This is a genomic window from Pontibacter ummariensis (assembly GCF_900188175.1).
GTDB lineage: Bacteria > Bacteroidota > Bacteroidia > Cytophagales > Hymenobacteraceae > Pontibacter > Pontibacter ummariensis.
Window position 1 is genome coordinate 131,533 of record NZ_FZOQ01000007.1, and the last position, 20,402, is coordinate 151,934.

15 protein-coding genes are annotated in these 20,402 nt (G+C 49.3%); 9 read left to right on the top strand and 6 right to left on the bottom strand.

Annotated features, from left to right (window positions below):
• The first annotated feature begins 33 nt into the window (after positions 1–33).
• Genes CHB92_RS09745 through CHB92_RS09755 form a run of 3 tightly spaced genes read left to right on the top strand, consistent with a single transcriptional unit; the run spans position 34 to position 2,716 of the window.
• Positions 34–1,293, top strand: coding sequence for an exo-beta-N-acetylmuramidase NamZ family protein (locus CHB92_RS09745; protein ID WP_245842429.1), 1,260 nt, complete (start codon positions 34–36; stop codon positions 1,291–1,293).
• Positions 1,294–1,296: 3 nt separating this feature from the next.
• A complete protein-coding gene (gene fmt, locus CHB92_RS09750; protein ID WP_089319007.1) occupies positions 1,297–2,226 on the top strand; it encodes a methionyl-tRNA formyltransferase in 930 nt (309 codons plus the stop codon).
• A gap of 4 nt (positions 2,227–2,230) precedes the next feature.
• A complete protein-coding gene (locus CHB92_RS09755; protein WP_089319008.1) occupies positions 2,231–2,716 on the top strand; it encodes a dihydrofolate reductase in 486 nt (161 codons plus the stop codon).
• 61 nt (positions 2,717–2,777) lie between these two features.
• Here CHB92_RS09755 and porU2 read toward each other — a convergent pair whose 3' ends face one another.
• Positions 2,778–7,820, bottom strand: coding sequence for a putative type IX secretion system sortase PorU2 (gene porU2, locus CHB92_RS09760; RefSeq protein WP_089319080.1), 5,043 nt, complete (start codon positions 7,818–7,820; stop codon positions 2,778–2,780).
• A gap of 43 nt (positions 7,821–7,863) precedes the next feature.
• Positions 7,864–8,961 (bottom strand): putative type IX sorting system protein PorV2, encoded by a 1,098-nt coding sequence (locus CHB92_RS09765; RefSeq protein WP_245842431.1) that lies wholly within the window; start codon positions 8,959–8,961, stop codon positions 7,864–7,866.
• A 284-nt stretch (positions 8,962–9,245) separates the two neighbouring features.
• Here CHB92_RS09765 and CHB92_RS09770 point away from each other — a divergent pair, with 284 nt between their 5' ends.
• The 3 genes from CHB92_RS09770 (at position 9,246) to CHB92_RS09780 (ending at position 13,309) form a co-directional block, all read left to right on the top strand.
• On the top strand, positions 9,246–9,584 hold the full coding sequence (locus CHB92_RS09770) for a PadR family transcriptional regulator (RefSeq protein WP_089319009.1): 339 nt from the start codon (positions 9,246–9,248) through the stop codon (positions 9,582–9,584).
• Between the two features lie 2 nt (positions 9,585–9,586).
• Positions 9,587–12,118 carry a GIN domain-containing protein gene (locus tag CHB92_RS09775; RefSeq protein ID WP_089319010.1) on the top strand — a complete coding sequence of 844 codons (2,532 nt, stop codon included), beginning with the start codon at positions 9,587–9,589 and terminating at the stop codon, positions 12,116–12,118.
• Positions 12,119–12,427: 309 nt separating this feature from the next.
• Complete coding sequence (locus tag CHB92_RS09780) at positions 12,428–13,309, top strand: hypothetical protein (protein WP_089319011.1); 882 nt, start codon at positions 12,428–12,430, stop codon at positions 13,307–13,309.
• A 32-nt stretch (positions 13,310–13,341) separates the two neighbouring features.
• Here the strand turns inward: CHB92_RS09780 and CHB92_RS09785 are convergent, their stop codons facing one another.
• From CHB92_RS09785 to mce, 3 genes are all read right to left on the bottom strand, one after another.
• Entirely contained in the window at positions 13,342–14,784 is a 1,443-nt protein-coding gene (locus tag CHB92_RS09785) for a CCA tRNA nucleotidyltransferase (RefSeq protein ID WP_089319012.1), read from the bottom strand.
• Positions 14,785–14,967: 183 nt separating this feature from the next.
• A complete protein-coding gene (locus CHB92_RS09790; protein ID WP_089319013.1) occupies positions 14,968–15,540 on the bottom strand; it encodes an L-threonylcarbamoyladenylate synthase in 573 nt (190 codons plus the stop codon).
• A gap of 91 nt (positions 15,541–15,631) precedes the next feature.
• Positions 15,632–16,033 carry a methylmalonyl-CoA epimerase gene (gene mce, locus CHB92_RS09795; protein ID WP_089319014.1) on the bottom strand — a complete coding sequence of 134 codons (402 nt, stop codon included), beginning with the start codon at positions 16,031–16,033 and terminating at the stop codon, positions 15,632–15,634.
• 115 nt (positions 16,034–16,148) lie between these two features.
• Between mce and CHB92_RS09800 the strand changes: the two genes are divergently transcribed.
• From CHB92_RS09800 to CHB92_RS09810, 3 genes are all read left to right on the top strand, one after another.
• On the top strand, positions 16,149–17,363 hold the full coding sequence (locus tag CHB92_RS09800) for an IscS subfamily cysteine desulfurase (protein WP_089319015.1): 1,215 nt from the start codon (positions 16,149–16,151) through the stop codon (positions 17,361–17,363).
• A gap of 49 nt (positions 17,364–17,412) precedes the next feature.
• Positions 17,413–17,826 (top strand): Fe-S cluster assembly scaffold IscU, encoded by a 414-nt coding sequence (iscU, locus tag CHB92_RS09805; RefSeq protein ID WP_089319016.1) that lies wholly within the window; start codon positions 17,413–17,415, stop codon positions 17,824–17,826.
• 110 nt (positions 17,827–17,936) lie between these two features.
• Positions 17,937–18,263 (top strand): HesB/IscA family protein, encoded by a 327-nt coding sequence (locus CHB92_RS09810; protein WP_089319017.1) that lies wholly within the window; start codon positions 17,937–17,939, stop codon positions 18,261–18,263.
• 233 nt (positions 18,264–18,496) lie between these two features.
• On the opposite strand, the gene CHB92_RS09815 is transcribed toward CHB92_RS09810, so the two are convergent.
• Positions 18,497–20,392: an amidophosphoribosyltransferase gene (locus tag CHB92_RS09815; RefSeq protein WP_089319018.1), complete on the bottom strand. Its 1,896-nt coding sequence runs from the start codon at positions 20,390–20,392 to the stop codon at positions 18,497–18,499.
• Between the last annotated feature and the right edge of the window lie 10 nt (positions 20,393–20,402).

The window sequence follows — 20,402 nt, forward strand, 5'->3', positions numbered from 1 at the left end:
TCGCCTTGCTTCTTAATAGCGTTAAAGATAGGTATGAAATTTGATTTCTACCTTATGACCATGACACCGCCCATGCTAATACTCTATACTTCACTCCTGCTGGCCTTAGGCCAGTGCGCCCCAAAGCAGGCCCCCACCCTGCAACCGGAAGCTACAACGGCAACTACCGTAACGCATCCTGTGCAGCCCCAAAAGGCAAAGCCTTTAACAACAGGGGCTGCGCGCATGAGTCAGTACCTGCCTTTACTTAAAGACAAGCTCGTAGGCCTGGTGGTAAACCAGACATCCGTTGTGGGGCAAACGCACCTGGTGGATACCTTATTGAGCCGGGGCGTGAAAGTATCCACCATTTTTGCCCCAGAGCATGGTTTCCGGGGCGAAGCCGATGCAGGAGCATACGTAAAAGACGCAAAAGATACTAAAACCGGCCTCCCGATCATCTCCCTTTACGGGAAGAACAAAAAGCCACTGCCCGAGCAGATCAAAGATTTGGACGTTCTGGTGTTTGATATCCAGGATGTGGGCACACGCTTTTACACCTACATCAGCACAATGCATTACGTTATGGAAGCAGCTGCTGAAAACGGGAAAGAAGTCATTGTCCTGGATCGCCCTAACCCCAACGGACATTATGTGGATGGCCCCGTACTGGAACCGGCACAACAGTCTTTTGTGGGCATGCACCCCATTCCTATCGTACACGGATTAACTGTAGGTGAACTGGCTAACATGATAAATGGAGAGAAGTGGCTGGAGGGAAAACGCCAGGCAAAGCTAACCGTTGTGCCAGTGGCAAATTACACCCATCAAACGGCCTATGCTTTACCTGTAAAGCCATCTCCTAACCTGCCTAACATGCAGGCGATTACACTGTACCCCTCGCTTTGCCTGTTTGAGGGCACGAACGTGAGCGTAGGACGTGGCACGCCAACGCCTTTCCAGGTAATCGGGAGCCCTTATTACAAAAACAAAGGTTTTGCCTTTACCCCTGAGAGTACCCCAGGGGCTACGAACCCGCCTCATAAAGGACAGACCTGCTATGGCTTTGATCTGACAGCCCCGGCCGACAAACAGCCTTTCACCCTGGCTTTCCTGCTGGACATGTATCAGAACTCCACGCAAAAAGATAAGTTTTTCAACAACTTCTTCGAGAAGCTGGCAGGCACCTCCAAACTCCGTGAGCAGATCATAGCAGGCAAAACAGAGGATGAGATCAGAGCCAGTTGGGAGCCGGCCCTTTCGAACTACAAAAAACTCCGTAAGCAGTACTTGCTTTACCCTGACGCTGAATAGATCATGACCAAAGACCTACGCATCGTGTTTATGGGAACGCCCGACTTTGCGGTGCCTACCCTCCAGACACTTGTTGAGCATAAGTATACTATAGTAGCCGTAATCACTGCCCCTGATAAGCCAGCAGGGCGCGGCCAGAAAATACAGCAGTCCCCTGTAAAGGAATACGCCGTGTCGCAAGGCATCCCGGTGCTACAGCCGACCAACTTAAAGTCAGAAGCCTTTCTCGAAGAATTGCGCAGCTATAAAGCTAACCTGCAGATCGTGGTGGCTTTCCGGATGCTGCCGGAAGTGGTTTGGGCTATGCCGGAGTTAGGTTCCTTTAATATCCACGCCTCCCTGCTACCGCAGTACCGAGGCGCGGCGCCCATTAACTGGGCCATCATTAATGGGGAAAAAGAAACAGGGGTAACTTCTTTCTTTCTGAAACACGAGATCGATACCGGCGATCTAATTTTCCAGGAACGCGTGCCGATACTGGAGGAGGATGACTTCGGAAGTTTGTATGAGAAGCTGAAGTATGAAGGAGCTAAGCTTGCCCTGCGTACGGTGCAGGCCATTGAACGGGATGAGGTACAGCCACGGCCACAAGTTGTTTCAGCCGAGACAAAACACGCCCCCAAGATCTTTAAAGACACCTGTGAAATAAACTGGAACCAACCGGCGCAACAGGTCAGGAACTTTATCCGAGGTCTCAGCCCCTACCCTGCCGCCTGGACAAAGCTGAACGGAAAGGCTTTTAAGCTTTTCAAAGTAGAGGCACTGCCAAACACCGCTTATGAATTAGAACCTGGGCAGGTACAGACAGACAATAAGACTTTTCTACATATCCAAACAGCCTCTGGTGCCATAGCAGTGCATGACCTGCAAATGGAGGGTAAGAAGCGCATGCCTGTAGCGGATCTGCTCAGGGGATACAACTTTAACACTTAGCCTTATGGTTTCCATCGTTGTCGCCGCAGCAGAAAACAATGCTATCGGTAAGAATAATGACCTTATCTGGTATCTGCCTGCTGATCTGAAGCATTTTAAGCGTCTCACCATGGGGCACCCTATCCTGATGGGGCGCAAGACCTACGAGTCTATTGGCAAGCCCTTACCAGGCCGCACGTCTATTATTATCACCAGCCAGGAGGACTACAAAGCCACGGGATGCATTGTGGTGCATTCTGTTGAAGAAGCCATACAGAAAGGCAAAGCGCTTGACGAGGATATTTGCATCATTGGCGGAGCAAATATCTATAAACAGTCTTTGCATTTAGCAGACACCGTGTATCTCACGCGGGTGCATGGTATTTTTGAAGGGGATGTCTTTTTTCCGGATTTAAAAGACCAAGACTGGAAAGTAGTGGAGCAAGAACACCACGAGCCAGACGATAAGAACAAATACAGCTATACTTTCCTGACATTAAAGCGGAAGTAAGCTAGTGTAAAACAGAAGAGGCTGCCACAACAGGCAGCCCCTTTTGTTTATCTAAGTTGGTTTACCGGAGTATGTAGATTTTCCCGTATCCATTCTTGAAAGCATAATCGCCAAAGGTCAGCTTATGCTTCATCTCCTCCTCGCCCTTACGCATGATAACTCTATAGAGGTATACGCCATTTGCTAGCTTGTCACCGTACATGTCCGTGCCATCCCAGGCATACGCTGTCTTGTTGTTCCCAATGCGTATCGGTCCTAGCTCTTCTTTCATGATCTCCTTCACCACTTTACCTGTTACTGTCAGTATCTGAATCTTCATGTGCTCCGGAATTACACTCCCTGTGAGGGTGAAGATAAAGTTGGTCTTGGTGGAGAAGGGATTGGGAAAAGGATAAAAATTACTCACTTTAGACTCATTATCTACCTCAAAACTGATGCGGTACGGGGAAACACCAGAGGCCTTGCCAACGGCGTCCTTTGCTCGTACCTCCATAACATAGGTACCGTTGGACAGCTGCTGCGGCTTGTAATCTAGTTTAAAGTCATTCTTCTCTGTAGCAGCCGTGTAAGAGACCTCCTGCGGATTGTTCATCAGGGATATCTCCTTTTCCTCGTTTTCAGGCGTTATCAGCACAATGGACATCGTGGCAGGGTCCTGTAAGAACACATGCCGGTTTTCGTCCTTTACGGTCACGCTAATCAGAGGGCTTGGCGAAACAAGGTCCCCGTCTAGCAGGTGCCGCCCGTCGAAGGTCACCTCCATGATTGGGTGCAGCTTGGCCTTGACGCTGAAGTTGACCTCATAAATGTTGTTCGTATACTGCTGCTCTGGCTGTAGGCGAGGGTTCACGTACAAGCTAAGCTTATAGCTTCCCTCCAATGCCAGGGTAGGCACAGTGTAATCAAAATAAACTGTCTCGTTTGCCCCTACCGGTTTTATTTTGAAACGGGATGTTGTGGGCTCCAGGTTGTCTCCGGATACCGTCACTTCTACTGCTAAGGAGTCGCGGAAAGCCGTTCCAGAGACATTCTGAAAGGCCATGGGCACCTTCATGCTGCCACGATTTGCCAACTCTGATAGCACCTCGCTGTCTGCCTTCACTAAGTCAGGCCGTATGACCCCCTCCGGCACTTCTTCATATAACACAAACCACTCTTTTAACTGCGGTGCCGTTCGGTCAGTAGAGTCGGACACGAAGAGCGACAGCTTTAGGTTAGGATATTGTTTTGCATCAATACCCGTCAGGTCCATCACCTTTGAGGCTACTTTAGGCTCCAGCACTTGCTGCCTCCCGGATGGGTCTATGCCAATCAGGCTTAACGTGTACTTGTCATTACCCGCTTTGTAGCGCTCCACATTGTGGTGCAAGGTCTCCCAGCGTAAGGCTGGCCCAATCTCAACGGAAGTAATGGTGCCTGCCACGTTGTTTGAAAGCAAGGTCTTGGTTAACACCACCTCCTGCGAAGTAACAGGCGTAGGATCATCAGAAGAAGCTGTTGCTTCATGTGCCGCCCCTGGCTGAGTTCCTTTTTGCCCAACGATAGCAAAAGGAGCACCCGTTACCAGCTTATCGATCAGGTTCGAGCCTATACTCCTGAAAGCTGCTTTTACATCTGAAGAGAAATTGCTGAACGGGACTTTATTGATACTTACAGCCGCTACATAAAAGCCTGCCGGAACAGCATCTAAAAAGCTTTTGATTTTTGCAACATTAGAAGGATTATTCAGATCGCCTGTGTCATACACATAGGGGATAGCAGAACAAAACGTTGGTCCTGATAAGCTGGTCACCTTCTCCAGGCTTCTGTTGTCAACCACAACAAAGAAGATGCGCGAGGTGGAAGAACCGGCGGGGTTGCCACAATACACATGCACTTCCTGCAGCCCGTCGATAAACAGTCCATAGGGGGGAATTGTAAACCGTTTGTCTCCCCCCACGGTTTTAATGTCGATGAACATGCGGGTCGGATTAAACTCCCATGTTCGCTTGTCCGCCTTTAGGTTCTCCAGGCCCTCCAGGGTTACATCCTGTAGCTGGGCATAGTGGCTCTGCGACCAACCTCCCTTCGCCCCGGCGATATGGCGGAAAGAGCTGCTAGCCCATAAAGTGTCTTCCTCTGCTTCATAATGGCTAAAACGAGCCCGCCAATAATATACGGTACTATCACTGTTGGCACCCGGCAAAGTAACTTCCCATGTTGGTAAAGCCGCCGCAGTCATGGTTTGCATCTGCCGCAAAGGGCTATTAAATGTCGCGGCGGTATCTAACTCAAAGTAAAAGCCTTGTTTGTCAGTTTTCGTGGTCGCCTGCACAGCAAGCTTTACCCTGTTTGTCCCGACTATGCTATACTTTGCGGGGCTAACCACAGCTAGACCACTGACAGGAAAGTAGTGCTGAAAAGACAGGACGTTGTTGTCCTCCCGTAGCTCTTCTACGGCGTTGGGGCTGTCCAACATGACCTCGAAGGTATTCATACCCGCAGCGGCCACTCCTTCGTTTGAGAGCCCAAGCTTAACTTGCCTACCTTGAATAACAGGCTCGATGAGCACAGAATCAGTTAAAAGCACTGTGTTGTCTGCCAACGTTCTCTTGACAGAAACATAAAGAGGATCCGTAATGGCTTTCCCTAGATTCTCTACATCAACTGTGACGGTAAAAGTATCAATAGCCGCTGTCATCTGTTCTCCTCCGATGCCCTGCACTGCCCCGTTCCCCTTAAACAAGTAATCAGGCTTGCCCGGGCTGTATAGTTTAAGCGCGGGGTCCCCTTGCAATACTGTTTCCAACACCATCGCTATGTTCCAGTTGGTATCCCATCCGGGATCATTAACCCGCATAACACGCCTGATCGTCTCCTTTTGCACCTCTCCCAAGGTTTTACCATAAAATTCAGGATCCTGAAAAGCTACTTTATAGAAGTTATTGCTATACAAGTTTAACGGATAATCGGCACCTGTGTCTGAGTGCGCAATCCACGCGACAGCCCCTTTATTTGGCGTTAAAAGCCAATCATCACCAAAAGAGACATTGTTTGGCAGAAAAGCATTCGCGCCTCCGCACCCATTCATCAACATGATGGGGTACTTCCCTTTATTATTATAACCGTTTACTGAAACAGACGCAAAACCAATATTAAGGTCAGTAGTCGTTGGTGATCCATGTCCAAAAAAAGTTATGAGGGACACCCCCCTGTTTACTTCCTCTGTCACGTTTAAAGTTTCCACATATTCACTAATATTCTGCCTATACTTTTCAATGACGTTTGCACCCAGCAATGGTCCCCTAACTATGCTGGCATATTCTTTCATCCAAGTAGCAAACAGACGAATAAGAGATGCTGATGTTCCTCCACTTAACTGTAAAATGTTCTTACGCCAAGCTTCGCCCTCTTTTGCAGCCTCATACTCTTTTACTTTATTAAGATAATATAAGACCTCTTCTGATGTTGTTGCGGTAACTCTTCCTACAGGAATGGCAGGCACATAAGAGCTATTCCGGTAATCAGTAGAGAAGAACAGGTCTGATGCCGGGAAAATACCAGTCGGCACCAGATCAAGCTCATGTACCTTTGGGTGTCGCGCTCCTACTTGATAGTAGCTAAACTTACCGGGATAGAAAGTAAAATAGTAGTCCTGTGAAGCGTACTCCACGCCCTTACCAATAATAAAGAGCTGTGTCGGGTGACTCGCCGTGGCCATAAACCGCAACATACGGCGAATGGCATTAGACGAGAACTCTCCGTAATGGAATTGGTTCACGACTTGCTCCATCGTAAACAAAAGGGTATCGTAGCCTCCCCCTGCTACCGAAGCCCTGTACTTCGCATACTCAACAGGTACTGGTGCATTAGTTCCTCCAGCAGGCTTCATTAACCTTTTGTTTGTCAATAGAATGTAGTTATGATCATTCGGGTTAATCTTTCGGAATCTAAGACTAGCTTGACGCTGCTGAGCAGGCTTTAAAGGTTTGGCAGTGTCTGCTAACAACAATTTGTGTGTCTTATTATCCTGACTTTCTATCACAAAGCCTTTTTTAGATCCTGTTACTTGTCCAGCAATTCTTACAACGTTAAAGGAATCTGTTACATCAAAGGCAACTGCAGAAGGCGGGGCACTGCTAAACTCAAAGTAAGGATTACTACCTCTGGTTGAATCAGTATAAAAACTCATTGAAGTACCTGCAAAAACTGTCTTTTGCGGATAGGTTAATATCCCGTATGCAAAACTCACAGAGTTCTGTTGCTTCTGTGTAGCGGCAGGGTAGACTTGTAATGTTAGATTTCCTTGTGGACTTATATCACTAAATAAGACAGGCTGTGTATCATATGCGTGTCCGTTTATCCCATATTGATACGTCCCTAGCTTTCTAAAGCCTCCACTAGGTACTTGAACATTTATATCAATTTTGTGATTTTCATTCCCAACTCCTACTGTTGCATATCTTACCCTTGGAGCTGGGCCTGTTGTTTCTACATTCGTTATACCTGAAATTGCGTATGTCCGAGGATTTACAGAATAGTGAGAAAAATAGCCTTCCCCTTCATCTAGCCATGGCATCCTGGCAAAACTGTCGTAAGCCTTGCCATAATTAAACCGGTCTGTATTAACATATACCGCTTTCTGCAAATGGTACGGCTCGGGCGTTCGTCCTGCAATGGAAGGGTTTACTTCCCGCATGCGCTTCCCGCCTGTAGGTGCTAAGGTCAGGAAATAAGCAGCTGTGTCGGTGTAGAGGCTATAAAATTGGTGCACCTGGTGCGCCGGGTTCTTGTATAGTTCCCGGTCTAAAGCTCCGTCATTACGTTCGCCATAAAACTCCACATAGTCCTGCGGGTCCAGCTTGCCATCGTTCTCCCCGGCCACATAGATAGACACTTCTTTGCCTCTCCTAAATAGCTGCAGGTGTTTCGGATTAACCCCTCTTAGGCCCAAACTATCTAAAAAGCCATAGCTAAGGCGATGCAGGCCCGTGTTAACGACTTTGATCTTATAGTAAGTCTTGGAATAGTCTATCCACTCGTTGCCATACACTTCCTGTGCCTGTGCAGAACCTGCCATAAGGCCTGCTATCAGCAGTACAAGTACGATAAAAGCTTTCTTCATTTCAGTAACTTTAAGCATGGGTGATTGCTGAAACATTGGTGCTTTAATTACCAGAGTAGCTCAAGGAAATAACAACTGAGGATGTGTTGGCTCCTCCTACCGTGTTTGCTTCGGAGTAGCTGACACGGGATAAAGCCAAGTCTAAGCTCAAGCCATTGGTTTTAACTCCAACGCCAAAGTTAGGTTGCATGCTCTTTGCCGTGCCCCCATCAAAGTTAACTGTTTCCTGATAGTTGTTAATTCCTCCACGAACATAAACCGTATTGGCATATGCTAGCTCCAAGCCTATGTGAGGATCAAGGGATACAGGCTCAGAACTCAGCAGTACGTTTCGTCTGCCGTCAAAAGTAAAGTCAAGATCAGTAGCGAGCAGCCCCGAGAGCTTTTCATTGAATTGGAAGAACCGCGCCACTCCGATGACCAGCCTTGGAAGGGTCAGCTCTGCATGGTTCTCAGGCAGGTCATTGCCTGTTTGCTGGTAGGCCTCCTCCAGCTCCTCCACGTTATGCGTCCAGGCCGTAAAGGTCGTCGTCACATCTTTGGCCATTAATCCAAACTGCCAGTCCCCCCGCTGCAACTGCGCCCCTACATCCACACCGAAGCCGTAAGCATTGGCGAACTCGCCAACGTTTCTGTAGATGATCTTGGCGCTGGTCCCTAACTGCAGCCCCTCGATCAGGTTACTCTGGCGGGCATACGACAAAAGCATCGCATAGTCGGCCACAGAAAAGAACCGGATGCTGTCGTACTGAATATAACCGTACTCATTTTGCAGCCGACGGGTATCTGCAATGTTATCCACTCCAAGACGGATCACAGAGATTGCCAAAGCACTACTGCTATCCAATGGCATGGCGAAACTGGCAAAATCATTTTTCGCGATGCCGGCAAAGAGTTCCGAATGCATCAGGGTGATGTTGTACTTGTCCTTTAGCCGTAGCAGGCCTGCCGGATTCCAGTAACCGGCAGTCGCGTCATTTGCAATGGCTGTCTGCACGTTGCCCATACTTAAGGCACGCCCGCCCACCCCTACATTTAAAAACTCATTGCTGTATTTAGGAGTCGATACCTGTGCTGTGGCAACAGACCACGAAATAACAAGCAGCATCACCAATAGGCAGCAAAAGGTAGATCTGATCATACTATTCACGAAGCGTAAATTCTTAGTTCCTCAACAGCCCTCTTAGCCTTTTGGCAATACAGCCACTTAAGCCGTTACAACACTGCATACCAGGGTTTTGATATAAAGACAGCATTCAGGAAACCATCTGCTCAATTAGATTTAATCCAAACTTACTGAATTATAATGATAATTATACAGACTGAATAACCATTAAAAAAAACTAGCGTAAAGATTTATATACAGTACCTTGCTTTACATAGTACCTTATTATATCTTTGCTTCAACATTATAACGGAATCATCATGAAAGTAGAAAACACACAAGTGCAGATGAGGAAGGGAATTCTCGAATTCTGCATCCTGGAGATAATCTCTCGTGGTGAAGTATATGCGTCCGATATGTTGGAAGAGCTGACAGCGGCCAAAATGATCGTTGTGGAGGGTACCCTCTACCCTTTGCTCACCCGCCTCAAGAACGCGTCACTTCTCGACTACAATTGGGTAGAATCCACCTCTGGGCCGCCTCGCAAGTACTATAAGCTCACCGAAACAGGACGAGAGTTCCTGGAACAGCTCCGGGAAACCTGGTTTGAGCTGGTGGCCTCCACAGAATACATTATCCACAACAAGAAAGCGCAGTAACTATGAAAAAGAATATAAACGTAAACTTGCAGGGCGTCATCTTCCACATAGAGGAGGATGGGTATGAGCAACTTAGCAGATATTTAGCCTCGATCAGAACCTACTTCTCGAATTATGAGGGGCACGAAGAGATTGTTGCGGACATAGAGGCCCGAATTGCTGAAATATTTGCGGGCCGGCTGACTCCCGGAAAACAGGTGATCACCCAGGAGGATGTGCAGTACCTGATAGGCCGCATGGGCAATGTTACGGACTTTGAGGTAGAGGAGCCTATCGAAGCGGAGATCCCTAACCCGGGCCCGGAGGCAGAATACGCCTATACGTCTGACACGACAGGTACTACGGGCACGGCTGGTTCCAGAAAGCTGTACCGCGACATAAACCGCAAAGTAATAGCCGGGGTATCGGCTGGTATAGCCAACTACCTTAACATCGACACGTTGTGGGTAAGGCTCTTCTTTGTGCTGTTTGTGCTGTTGGGTGTTATCTCCGCCGGCGTTTCTACGGCAACTGGCATTATCCTTTACCTAGTGTTGTGGATTGCCATGCCCCAAAGCGACCAGCTACCGGAAACCTCTGTTAAAAAGCTTTTCCGCGACCCCGAAGACAAGAAACTCGGGGGCGTGGCCAGCGGCATTGCCAAGTATTTTGGGGTAGACGTTGCGGTGATTCGCATCCTGTTCCTGGTCTCTATCTTCCTCGGCGGCTTCGGGGTGATCCTCTACATTGTCCTGTGGATCGCCATGCCTGAGGCCGTGACGCTAACAGAACGCATGCAAATGCAAGGAGACCCCGTTACCCTGAGCGGCATTGAGCGAACCTTGAAAGACAACCTGAACATGCGGGACAGCAACGGTGAGGAAAGCACGTTGGCTAAGATCATACTACTCCCGATCCGCTTGGTTTCCCAAATCTTTAACTGGTTGGGCAGGGCCTTGGGGCCAATTCTGGGCTTTCTGGTTGCCTTGATACGCATTGGTGCCGGCATTATACTGCTGGTTGTTTCGATAGGGCTTACAATTGGCTTGCTTTCCGCGCTTTTTGTTGCCTTAGGTTGGATAGAAGACTCTCAGTACATCGTTTTAGGTGATTTTCCGGCCTCCGTCCTGCTCGGGGGCTTTCCCAGGCCCGGACTGGTGGCAGGTTTTCTTGTAGGTCTTATCCCGCTTCTGCTCTTGATGGTATTGGCGATCAGCCTCTTGCTGAAGCGCACGATTATGCGCCCCATTGCAGGCTGGTCTATGTTCGGGGTGTGGCTGGTAGCACTTTTCGTTATGATCACCTCCATCGTGATGTATACGAACAACTTCCGCCGAAGCGGCGAAGTCATCACAACGAAAACAATACCCGCATCGGGCTTTGGCACCCTTATCCTGGATGCCTATGACACGCACTTAGACTATGACAACCTCTACATCGATGTACAGACTGCGCCTGGACAGAACGTCGAAATCATCCAGCGGGCAGAGGCAAAAGGCAAAACAGAAGAAGAAGCGAAGGAAAATGCGCGCATGATCACTTATCGGGTTGTTCAGCGGGACTCCACAATTCGGTTTGATAACAGCTATGAGTTTAAGGAGGGAGCAAAGTTCCGGGACCAGGAGTTGGCCGTGGTGTTGCAGTTGCCTCCAAACAAGCCCCTGCGCCTGACCCGGGAGTTTGTCCACTTACTTCCCAGCGCCACCTTTACTGAAGACTACAGCACAGACAAGATCGTGCGTAACCTATGGCAGGTAAGAGGCGACCAACTGGAATGCCTGACCTGCGCCACCGATACCCTGGACTCGGAAAGCTTTGTAGAGAACGCCTCCTTCAGCGATGGTGCCTTTGACGTAGACATTGACCTGGAAAGGGGAGACATTGGCATAAGCGGCAGTGTGCTCCTGGATGAGAACCAGTACAGCAGCAACAGCCGTACTTTCACTTACAGTGACTTTGAACAAATCTCCGTTAGCGGCCCTTACCACGTACAGATCCAGCAAGGAAATGATTATCGCGTGCGCGTGCGCGGAGAGCAGGAAGGCATTGACCGTATGAGGTTTGACAAGCAGGGCAACCAGCTTATCATCAACTCGGAGGATAAGAATTTTAACCTGTTCGATGACAGGAAGCCCACACTGGTACAAATTACAGCGCCCAATATCCGAAACATAGACCTCAGTGGTGCTATTAAAGCCGATATAGGAAGGATTACTTCTGACAACCTGGATATCAGCATGTCCGGGGCAACCAAGTCTGTTGCTGACTTAAACGTCCGTGACCTGAAAGTAGACATAGCAGGGGCTTCCATCAGTAAGTTCAGAGGACAGGCAGAACGGTTTGAACTGAACGCTACGGGTGCTGTAGGAGTAGATGCGGAAGACTTAAGGGCAAAAGCAGTAGATGTGGATGTAACCGGAGCAAGCGTAGCCGAGGTGAACGCTACCTCCAGCCTCCGCGCCGATGCCTCCGGCACCAGCCGTATCACCTACAGCGGCAACCCAAGCAATACCATTATCGATACCTCTGGCCCCAGTAGCGTAAAGCGCCGCTGAACGAAGCCCGGAAACCGCTTAAGCTGCATGTTTTACAGGCTAGCATAAAAACCGCCATCAGTACAAAATAAAACTATACTAAAACCGGATTACGTCGTTCTAATAGCATAACAAGTATTTGTTTAGTTGTTGTTTGACGAATGAATTTGGCGGAGCCCCATCTCCTTTCCTTTTTCCAACAGAAAGGCGAAGGCTTCGTCAAACTCATTTCTACTTGCTAAAGCTTTACGCGGCATAACCCTCCCCAGTAGTACCGCTTTTTTCGGGCATAATCCCACTAAGCGACTATACCACCAAAACCATAAAACTATGTTTAAGAACACAATGCTTCTCGTGTTTGCGAGCACTGCTATTGTTGTAGCAAGCAGGCAAACAGTACAAGGTCAGGGGCAGCCACAGACCTCTTGCGACAGCAAGCTGATCTCTTACCTAAACTGGGAAGAGACCCCGCACACGGAATGGTCACTGCAGCTCACAAGGCCGGACGGCGGAAGCCTGCAGTACATTGGAGCGTCCCACTCCGACGACGCCACGCATCCGCAGTTTGAGCTTATACGCCAGGCGTGGAAAGATCAGAGCCCCACCCTTGCCTTTTTCGAAGGCCCGGACCGGGGTACAGCAGATTCAGGAACTGAAACGATAAAACGCTTAGGAGAGTCTGGCTTCGTGCGGTACATGGCCGGGTTAGCGGGAGTTCCAACACAAACCTTGGAGCCCCGGCCACAGGAGGAGGTGAATTACTTACTTTCTTTAAAAGAGTTTACTCCCGAGCAGATCAAACTGTTTTACATTCTCCGGGAAGCCAACAGGCTTCGGGAGCGCAAGAACATGAGCGTAGAGCAAACCAAGGAGGCAATAGGACAACTGATGGATAAAGCAAACAAGGTGCTTCCCGCTCTTGCGGCTGTGCTGCCCGATATAGCATCCTTACAGCCTGCTTACGCGAAATACTGGTCGGCACCAGCCAACTGGTGGGAAGCTCCTACAGAATGGTTCACGCCCGGAGGCAATGGAGAAGAAACGGGAGGCAAATTCACCAATGCCATCAACCGGCACAGCAGCGAGTTTCGGAATCTGCACATGTACCGGCTATTGACTGATGCAGTACTGCGCGGCGAAAGGGTTTTTGCGGTAGTTGGGCGCAACCACGTACCCATGCAAGCAGAGGCAATCCGCTGCACCCTGCAATAAGTGATCATATCAAAAGGGGAGCTGCTTTTACACTACTCCCCTTTTTCATTTGAAGCCAATGTTTTTACAACAGGTAGCTCCATCTCCTTTCCTTTTTCTAAAAGGAAAGCATACGCCTCATCAAACTCGTTTCTTACTTTTCCTTCCAGAATTGCCTCCGTAAGGACCTCTTTCAGCTCTCCTACTGTTTTAGAAGGTTTCAGGCCGAAGGTTTCCATGATCACCTCCCCGGTTATCACCGGCTGGAAGTTACGCAGCTTGTCACTTTCCTCTACCTCCACCAGGCGCTGCTCCACCTTATCGAAGTTTTGCAGGTAGCGCTTTACCTTATTTTCGCTTTTAGAGGTAATGTCGGCGCGACAAAGGGTCATTAATGCATCCACATCATCCCCTGCTTCAAACAGAAGCCGGCGTATGGCCGAGTCGGTCACTGTTTCCTTGACCAGGGCAATCGGGCGCAGGTGCAGCTTCACCAGCTTCTGCACAAACTTCATGTGCTCGTTCAGGGGCAGTTTCAGGTCCCGGAACAACTTGGGCACCATGCGGGCCCCACGGTCTTCGTGCCCGTGGAAAGTCCAGCCCACTTTGGGAGAGTAGCGCTTCGTGTCGGGCTTGGCGATGTCGTGCATGATAGCCGCCCAGCGCAGCCACAGGTCATCCGACACCTCCGCCACATTATCAAGCACCTGCAACGTGTGGTAAAAATTGTCTTTGTGCGAGTTGCCGTTCTTCGTTTCCACCCCCTGCAGTTCCACCATTTTCGGGAAGATCAGGTGCAAAAGCCCCGAGACAAACAGCAGTTTAAAGCCATAGCTGGGAGTTGGAGACAAGATGATCTTGTTCAGTTCATCTGTAATGCGCTCTTGCGATACAATTTTGATGCGCTCCTTATTTTCCGTGATGGCATCAAAGGTATCCGGGTCAATATCAAAGCCAAGCTGGGTAGCAAAGCGAATAGCGCGCATCATGCGCAAGGGATCATCGGAGAAGGTTATCCCAGGCTCCAGGGGCGTCCGGATAACCTTGCGTTTCATGTCTTTCAGCCCATTGAACTCGTCGATCAACGCTCCGTAGTTCTGCTTGTTCAGGCTGATGCCTAAGGCATTGATGGTAAAGTCACGACGCTTCAGGTCGTCATCCAAGGTGCCCTGCTCTACCTCTGGCTTGCGGGAATGCTCCCGGTACGACTCCTTGCGGGCCCCCACGAACTCTACCTCCCATTCATCGGCCCGCAGCATGGCAGTGCCAAAGTTTTTGAAAATGGAAACTTTCGGTCGGTGAGGCAGCTTAAGAGCCACCATAGACGCCAGCGCAATGCCATCTCCCACGCATACCACATCGATGTCCTTGGATGTTCGCTTTAGCACCAGGTCCCGCACAAAACCGCCAATTACATAAGCATCGGTGCCTAACTCAGAGGCCGCTTTGGATACAACATCAAAAATCGGGTGCTCGGGTAATTGTACTTTGTCCATTTCAAGAATTAAAACCTAAGGCTGCAACTGCTTTACCTGAGGTACAAAATTAAGCTAATAAATTAAAAATACAGGGCTGCCGGACATCTGTTGGACAAAGGGCCAGGTGTAGAGGGACAAAAGATGAGCATTTAAACCTCCTCTCATTTTATTATCCCCCCTGGTGGCTTGCCCTTTGCCCAGCTAGTCGCGCAATACCTGCTGACTTCCGTCCGGGTTTATCTTCACAATACGCGAGGGCTTGGAATCCATGGGATCGCCCTGCCGCCACCGAACGACAAAGTCCACCCGCTCTTTTATGATGTTTGATACGTCCGCAAAGGTTTTGGGAGAGGGCTCCCCGCTCACGTTGGCAGAAGTTGAAACAATAGGCCGCCCGATCTGCCGGATCAAACGGTGGCAGAATTCATCCTGCGCAATACGGATAGCCACCGTACCGTCCTCAGCCAATAACTCTTTCGGCAGGTTCTGCGGCTCCGAAAAAACATAGGTTGTAGGGCGTTCCTGCTGCTTGGCCAGTTGCTCAAAGTCAGCAGGTAACTTTCGCACATAGTGCAGCAGCATTTGCTGATCTGCCACCAACAGGATCATAGCCTTCGACTCCTCCCGCTCCTTTATCTTGAATATTTTGCGCACAGCGGCTGTGTTCTCTGCATCGCAGCCAATACCCCATACTGTGTCTGTAGGGTAAAGAATAACGTTACCCACTAGCAGTTCCTCTTCTGCAGCCTGTACCTCTTTCAAAAACTGGCTCATGTCTTTCTTATTATTGAAGGTTGCATGGCTAAATGGTTGCACTCTCCGGAGGGATTGTCCCTTCCGAGCAACCATTTAGGGACTAAGTCCTTTATCTTATCTCCTGCGTCAACTCAACCAGAACCCCATTCGCACTTTTAGGGTGCACAAAGCACACCAACTTGTTGTCGGCCCCTTTCTTCGGCGTGTCGTTCAGTAACGTAAAGCCCTCCCCCTTTAAACGGTCCATCTCAGCCAGAATGTCCTCTACTTCAAAGGCGATGTGGTGAATGCCCTCCCCGCGCTTTTCGATGAACTTGCTGATCGCACTCTCAGGGTTGGTACCTTCCAGTAATTCTATCTTTGTCTCGCCTACTTTAAAGAAGGAAGTGTTAACCCCCTCCGACGCAACATGCTCTGTTTTATAGGGTTCTACGCCCAATAATTTAAAGTATAAAGCATTTGCCTCCGCAAAGTTTTTAACAGCAATGCCTATATGTTCTACGTTCCGCATTTTAAATTTGTAATTAGTCTAAGTAAGGTTTTTTTTCTAATTTCGCAGCGTATCAAAACTAATCATTTCTTCGGACTGTTCGTGGAACAGTGCAGAACAGAAACCTGAAAGTTATATGCTAACACTCCCTATATACCTGGATAACAATGCCACTACGCCGTTAGACCCGCGTGTGTTGGATGCCATGCTGCCTTACATGACCAAGATGTTCGGCAACGCTGCTTCTCGTAACCACGCCTTTGGCTGGCAGGCAGAAGAGGCAGTGGATTATGCCCGCGAGCAGATCGCCTCTCTTATTAACTGTTCTCCTAAAGAAATCATCTTTACTTCCGGCGCTACCGAGTCTGATAACCTCGCGATCAAAGGCGTGTTCGAAATGTATGCGTCTAAAGGGAACCACATTATTACGGTTACAACAGAGCACAAAGCAGTGCTTGATACCTGCAAGCACATCGAGAAAGTAGGCGGTAAGGTAACCTACCTGACCGTGGATGAAAAAGGCCTGATCGACCTGAAGCAACTGGAGGAGGCGATCACAGATAAGACCATCCTGATCTCGGTGATGTATGCCAACAACGAGGTAGGTGTTATCCAGCCAATCCGCGAAATCTCTGCCCTTGCAAAAAAGCACGGTATCCTGTTCTTTACAGATGCCACGCAGGCAGTGGGCAAGATACCGGTAGACGTAGAAGCAGATGGCATTGACCTGATGGCTTTCTCCGCGCACAAAATGTACGGCCCGAAAGGCGTTGGTGCACTGTACGTGCGCCGCAAGAACCCGCGTGTGAAAGTTACTGCCCAGATGGACGGTGGCGGACACGAGCGCGGCATGCGTTCCGGTACACTGAATGTGCCTGGTATTGTTGGCCTGGGTAAAGCCGCTGAAATTGCTAAGCAGGACATGGAAGCCGATACCGCTCGTATCGCTGCTATGCGCGACCGCCTGGAGAAAGAGTTGATTACCATTGAGGAATCTTATGTAAACGGTTCTACCGAGCACCGTTTGCCGCATGTTTCCAACATCTCTTTTAAGTATGTAGAAGGCGAAGGACTGATGATGGGCGTGAAAGACCTGGCTGTTTCTTCCGGGTCTGCCTGTACCTCTGCCTCTCTGGAGCCATCTTACGTGCTGAAGGCCTTGGGCCTGAGCGATGACCTGGCGCACTCTTCTTTGCGTTTCGGCCTGAGCCGCTTCACAACAGATGAGGAGATCGACTTTGCCATCAACCACGTGAAAGAGGCTGTCGCCAAATTACGCGAGCTGTCTCCGCTATGGGAGATGTTCAAAGAAGGGATCGACCTGAACTCTATTGAGTGGGCAGAACATTAATATCTGACACCACTCCTTTTATACACCATTTGTAATTAACACTTGAGCTATGGCTTATTCAGATAAAGTAATTGACCATTACACCAATCCACGTAATGTAGGTACGCTGGACAAATCAAAAGCAAGCGTTGGCACTGGCCTTGTAGGAGCCCCTGAGTGCGGCGACGTGATGCGCCTTCAGATTGAAGTAGACGAGAACCAGGTAATCACCGACGCAAAGTTCAAAACATTCGGTTGTGGCTCGGCGATCGCTTCTTCTTCCCTGGCAACAGAATGGCTGAAGGGCAAAACAGTAGACGAGGCACTGGCTATCGATAACATGGCTATTGTAGAAGAGCTGGCCCTGCCACCGGTTAAGATCCACTGCTCTGTACTGGCAGAAGACGCGATCAAGTCTGCCATCAACGACTATAGAGTGAAGAACGGCTTGCCGGCACTGGAGCTGCCTAAGTCTCACCACTAAGAAAGACCATCACTAGCGCGATCAGGAACAAGCCTGCTTGCGTTTGTGTTAACGATGTGAGGCAGTAAACGAGAAATAACTTTTACTTGCTTCCTTAAAAACACCCGATTATGATCACAGTTTCAGATAAAGCAAAAGAGAAGGTAATAAAGCTAAAGCAAGATGCGCAGCTGGACGATACGTTCCGTTTACGTGCTTCTGTTGCAGGTGGTGGTTGCTCCGGTCTTTCCTATCAGCTGGACTTCGACGATGAGGTGAAGCCCATGGACCAGGAGTTTGAGGACAAAGGCGTAAAAGTGGTGGTGGACATGAAGAGCTTCCTGTACCTGGCCGGAACAGAATTAGATTTCTCCGACGGCCTGAACGGCAAAGGCTTTTTCTTCAACAACCCAAATGCTACCAGAACCTGCGGTTGCGGCGATAGCTTCTCTGTATAAAGGCTTCTTTAATTCCTAAACAAAAAGGCTCTGCAGTTATGCAGAGCCTTTTTGTTTTAAAGCTTTATAGTTTCCCCTCTCCTTCTAAACCAATCGGGGAAAAGAACACAAGCAGTTCCACATGAAAAGGAACAGATTTAAGCGCTTGGCAACAAAAAAGAAAGCGTCTGGCCTTCGAGGCCAGACGCTTTCCTGTCTTGCTGTGCTTTTTCTACACAGTTCTGCTTTATTACTTAGTAGGCCCTCGCCAATTTATTCTCCATGAAGTTCATAAAGGCTCTGTTTACGACCCCTGTTCCCCCAGGCGTTGGGTAGTTACCTGTAAAGTACCAGTCGCCTTTGTGATTTGGACAAGCCTGGTGCAGATCTTCGATGCGCTGGTAAATCACCTCTACCTCTGCATTAACACCTGGAGCCTTTACAATCTCCGATACCTTCGCGGATATTTCTTCTGCTGTAAAGAGATCATACAGTTCCTGCACATAGTTCTGCTCTTTAAAAGCCGGTGTGCCGGCCAGAGCAACGCACTTATCATACACTTCCTCCACTTTAAAGTAAAGGCCTCTGTCCTTCAAGAGCTCCAACAAGGCTCTAAAAGCGACGAACTCTTTCATACGCGACATGTCAATGCCATAGCAATCCGGGTAACGGATCTGCGGTGCGCAGGAAACGATGATGATCTTCTTTGGCTCCAGCTTATCCAGCATCTTGATGATGCTTTTCTCCAGCGTAGTTCCACGCACAATAGAGTCATCCAGCACCACCAACGTATCCACTCCCTTCTTTACTACCTCATAGGTTGTGTCATATACGTGCGTTACCAGGTCATCACGGCTGTCATTATCGCTAATAAAGGTACGCAGCTTCGCGTCTTTAATTACCAGCTTTTCAGCACGCGGCTTAAACTGCAGGATCTCATCCAGCTGCTCCTCTGTCAGTTGCTGGTTCAGAATGGCTTTCTTACGGTACTCACGCAGGTGCTGCTCAATGCCCTTCATCATGCCCAGCCAGGAAGTCTCTGCTGTGTTCGGAATGTAGGAGAAAACCGTATTCTTCAGGTCGTAGTTAATTGCTTCCAGAATCTGTGGGCACAGCAGGCGGCCCATGTTCTTACGCTCCTCATAGATCTCCGGGTCATTGCCTCTCGAGAAGTAGATACGCTCGAAGCTACAGGAAAGCTTTTCCCCTTGCGGCAGAATCTCTTTCATCTCTGGATTACCCGCTTTATCAATGATCAGGGCGTGTCCTGGTGTGATTGGCTTGATCTCGCTGTAATCGATGTCAAAGGCCGTCTTGATGGCCGGCTTCTCGGAAGCTACCACTACTATCTCGTCATCCGCATAGTAATAGGCCGGGCGAATGCCGTTCGGGTCGCGCACCACAAAAGAGGCACCATATCCCGTCAGGCCAACCATGGCATAACCGCCGTCAAAATCTTTACAGGCGCGCTTGAGTACGCGCTGCAGGTCCAACTCGCTTTCGATCAGCTGCGTGATCTCTTTGTTGGTATAGTTGCCTTTTTTAAACTCATCGAACAGCGCCTGGTTTTCCTCGTCCAGGAAATGTCCGATTTTTTCCAGCACCGTAATGGTGTCTGACTTATGCTTCGGATGCTGGCCCAATTCCAAAAGCTTTTGGAACTGCTCATCCACGTTAGTCATGTTAAAGTTACCGGCCACCGCCAGGCTGCGGCTGCGCCAGTTGTTCTCGCGCACCATCGGATGGCAGCTATCCACGCTATTTATACCGTGCGTGCCATAACGCAGGTGCCCCAGGTACACATCGCCCAGGAAAGGCATATTTTCCCACACCCACTCCGTATCGTCCGTCAGCTCCGGCTGGTTCTCCTTCAGGCGCTTGTACTCTTTGCCGATTTTGCCGAAGATGCTGTCAATGGCTCTTGTCTTCACCGAACGGAAGCGGCTGATATAATCGATGCCGGGCAGCGCGTTGATCTTGATACTGGCAACCCCGGCCCCGTCCTGGCCCCGGTTGTGCTGCTTCTGCATCAGCAGGTACAGCTTGTTGACACCGTACATGGGGGTGCCATACTTTTCTACGTAATAGCTGATCGGTTTTCTAAGCCTGATTAAGGCGATACCGCATTCATGTTTTATAGCGTCGCTCATGGGTGCTATT

Excerpts from the sequence above, each read along its gene's own strand:
- CHB92_RS09800 (WP_089319015.1), top strand. The coding sequence starts at position 16,149 with ATGCTAACACTCCCTATATACCTGGATAACAATGCCACTACGCCGTTA.
- iscU (WP_089319016.1), top strand. The coding sequence starts at position 17,413 with ATGGCTTATTCAGATAAAGTAATTGACCATTACACCAATCCACGTAAT.
- porU2 (WP_089319080.1), bottom strand. The coding sequence starts at position 7,820 with ATGAAGAAAGCTTTTATCGTACTTGTACTGCTGATAGCAGGCCTTATG.
- CHB92_RS09770 (WP_089319009.1), top strand. The coding sequence starts at position 9,246 with ATGAAAGTAGAAAACACACAAGTGCAGATGAGGAAGGGAATTCTCGAA.
- CHB92_RS09815 (WP_089319018.1), bottom strand. The coding sequence starts at position 20,392 with ATGAGCGACGCTATAAAACATGAATGCGGTATCGCCTTAATCAGGCTT.
- mce (WP_089319014.1), bottom strand. The coding sequence starts at position 16,033 with ATGCGGAACGTAGAACATATAGGCATTGCTGTTAAAAACTTTGCGGAG.
- CHB92_RS09790 (WP_089319013.1), bottom strand. The coding sequence starts at position 15,540 with ATGAGCCAGTTTTTGAAAGAGGTACAGGCTGCAGAAGAGGAACTGCTA.
- CHB92_RS09785 (WP_089319012.1), bottom strand. The coding sequence starts at position 14,784 with ATGGACAAAGTACAATTACCCGAGCACCCGATTTTTGATGTTGTATCC.
- CHB92_RS09810 (WP_089319017.1), top strand. The coding sequence starts at position 17,937 with ATGATCACAGTTTCAGATAAAGCAAAAGAGAAGGTAATAAAGCTAAAG.
- CHB92_RS09780 (WP_089319011.1), top strand. The coding sequence starts at position 12,428 with ATGTTTAAGAACACAATGCTTCTCGTGTTTGCGAGCACTGCTATTGTT.
- CHB92_RS09745 (WP_245842429.1), top strand. The coding sequence starts at position 34 with ATGAAATTTGATTTCTACCTTATGACCATGACACCGCCCATGCTAATA.
- CHB92_RS09775 (WP_089319010.1), top strand. The coding sequence starts at position 9,587 with ATGAAAAAGAATATAAACGTAAACTTGCAGGGCGTCATCTTCCACATA.
- CHB92_RS09755 (WP_089319008.1), top strand. The coding sequence starts at position 2,231 with ATGGTTTCCATCGTTGTCGCCGCAGCAGAAAACAATGCTATCGGTAAG.
- fmt (WP_089319007.1), top strand. The coding sequence starts at position 1,297 with ATGACCAAAGACCTACGCATCGTGTTTATGGGAACGCCCGACTTTGCG.
- CHB92_RS09765 (WP_245842431.1), bottom strand. The coding sequence starts at position 8,961 with ATGATCAGATCTACCTTTTGCTGCCTATTGGTGATGCTGCTTGTTATT.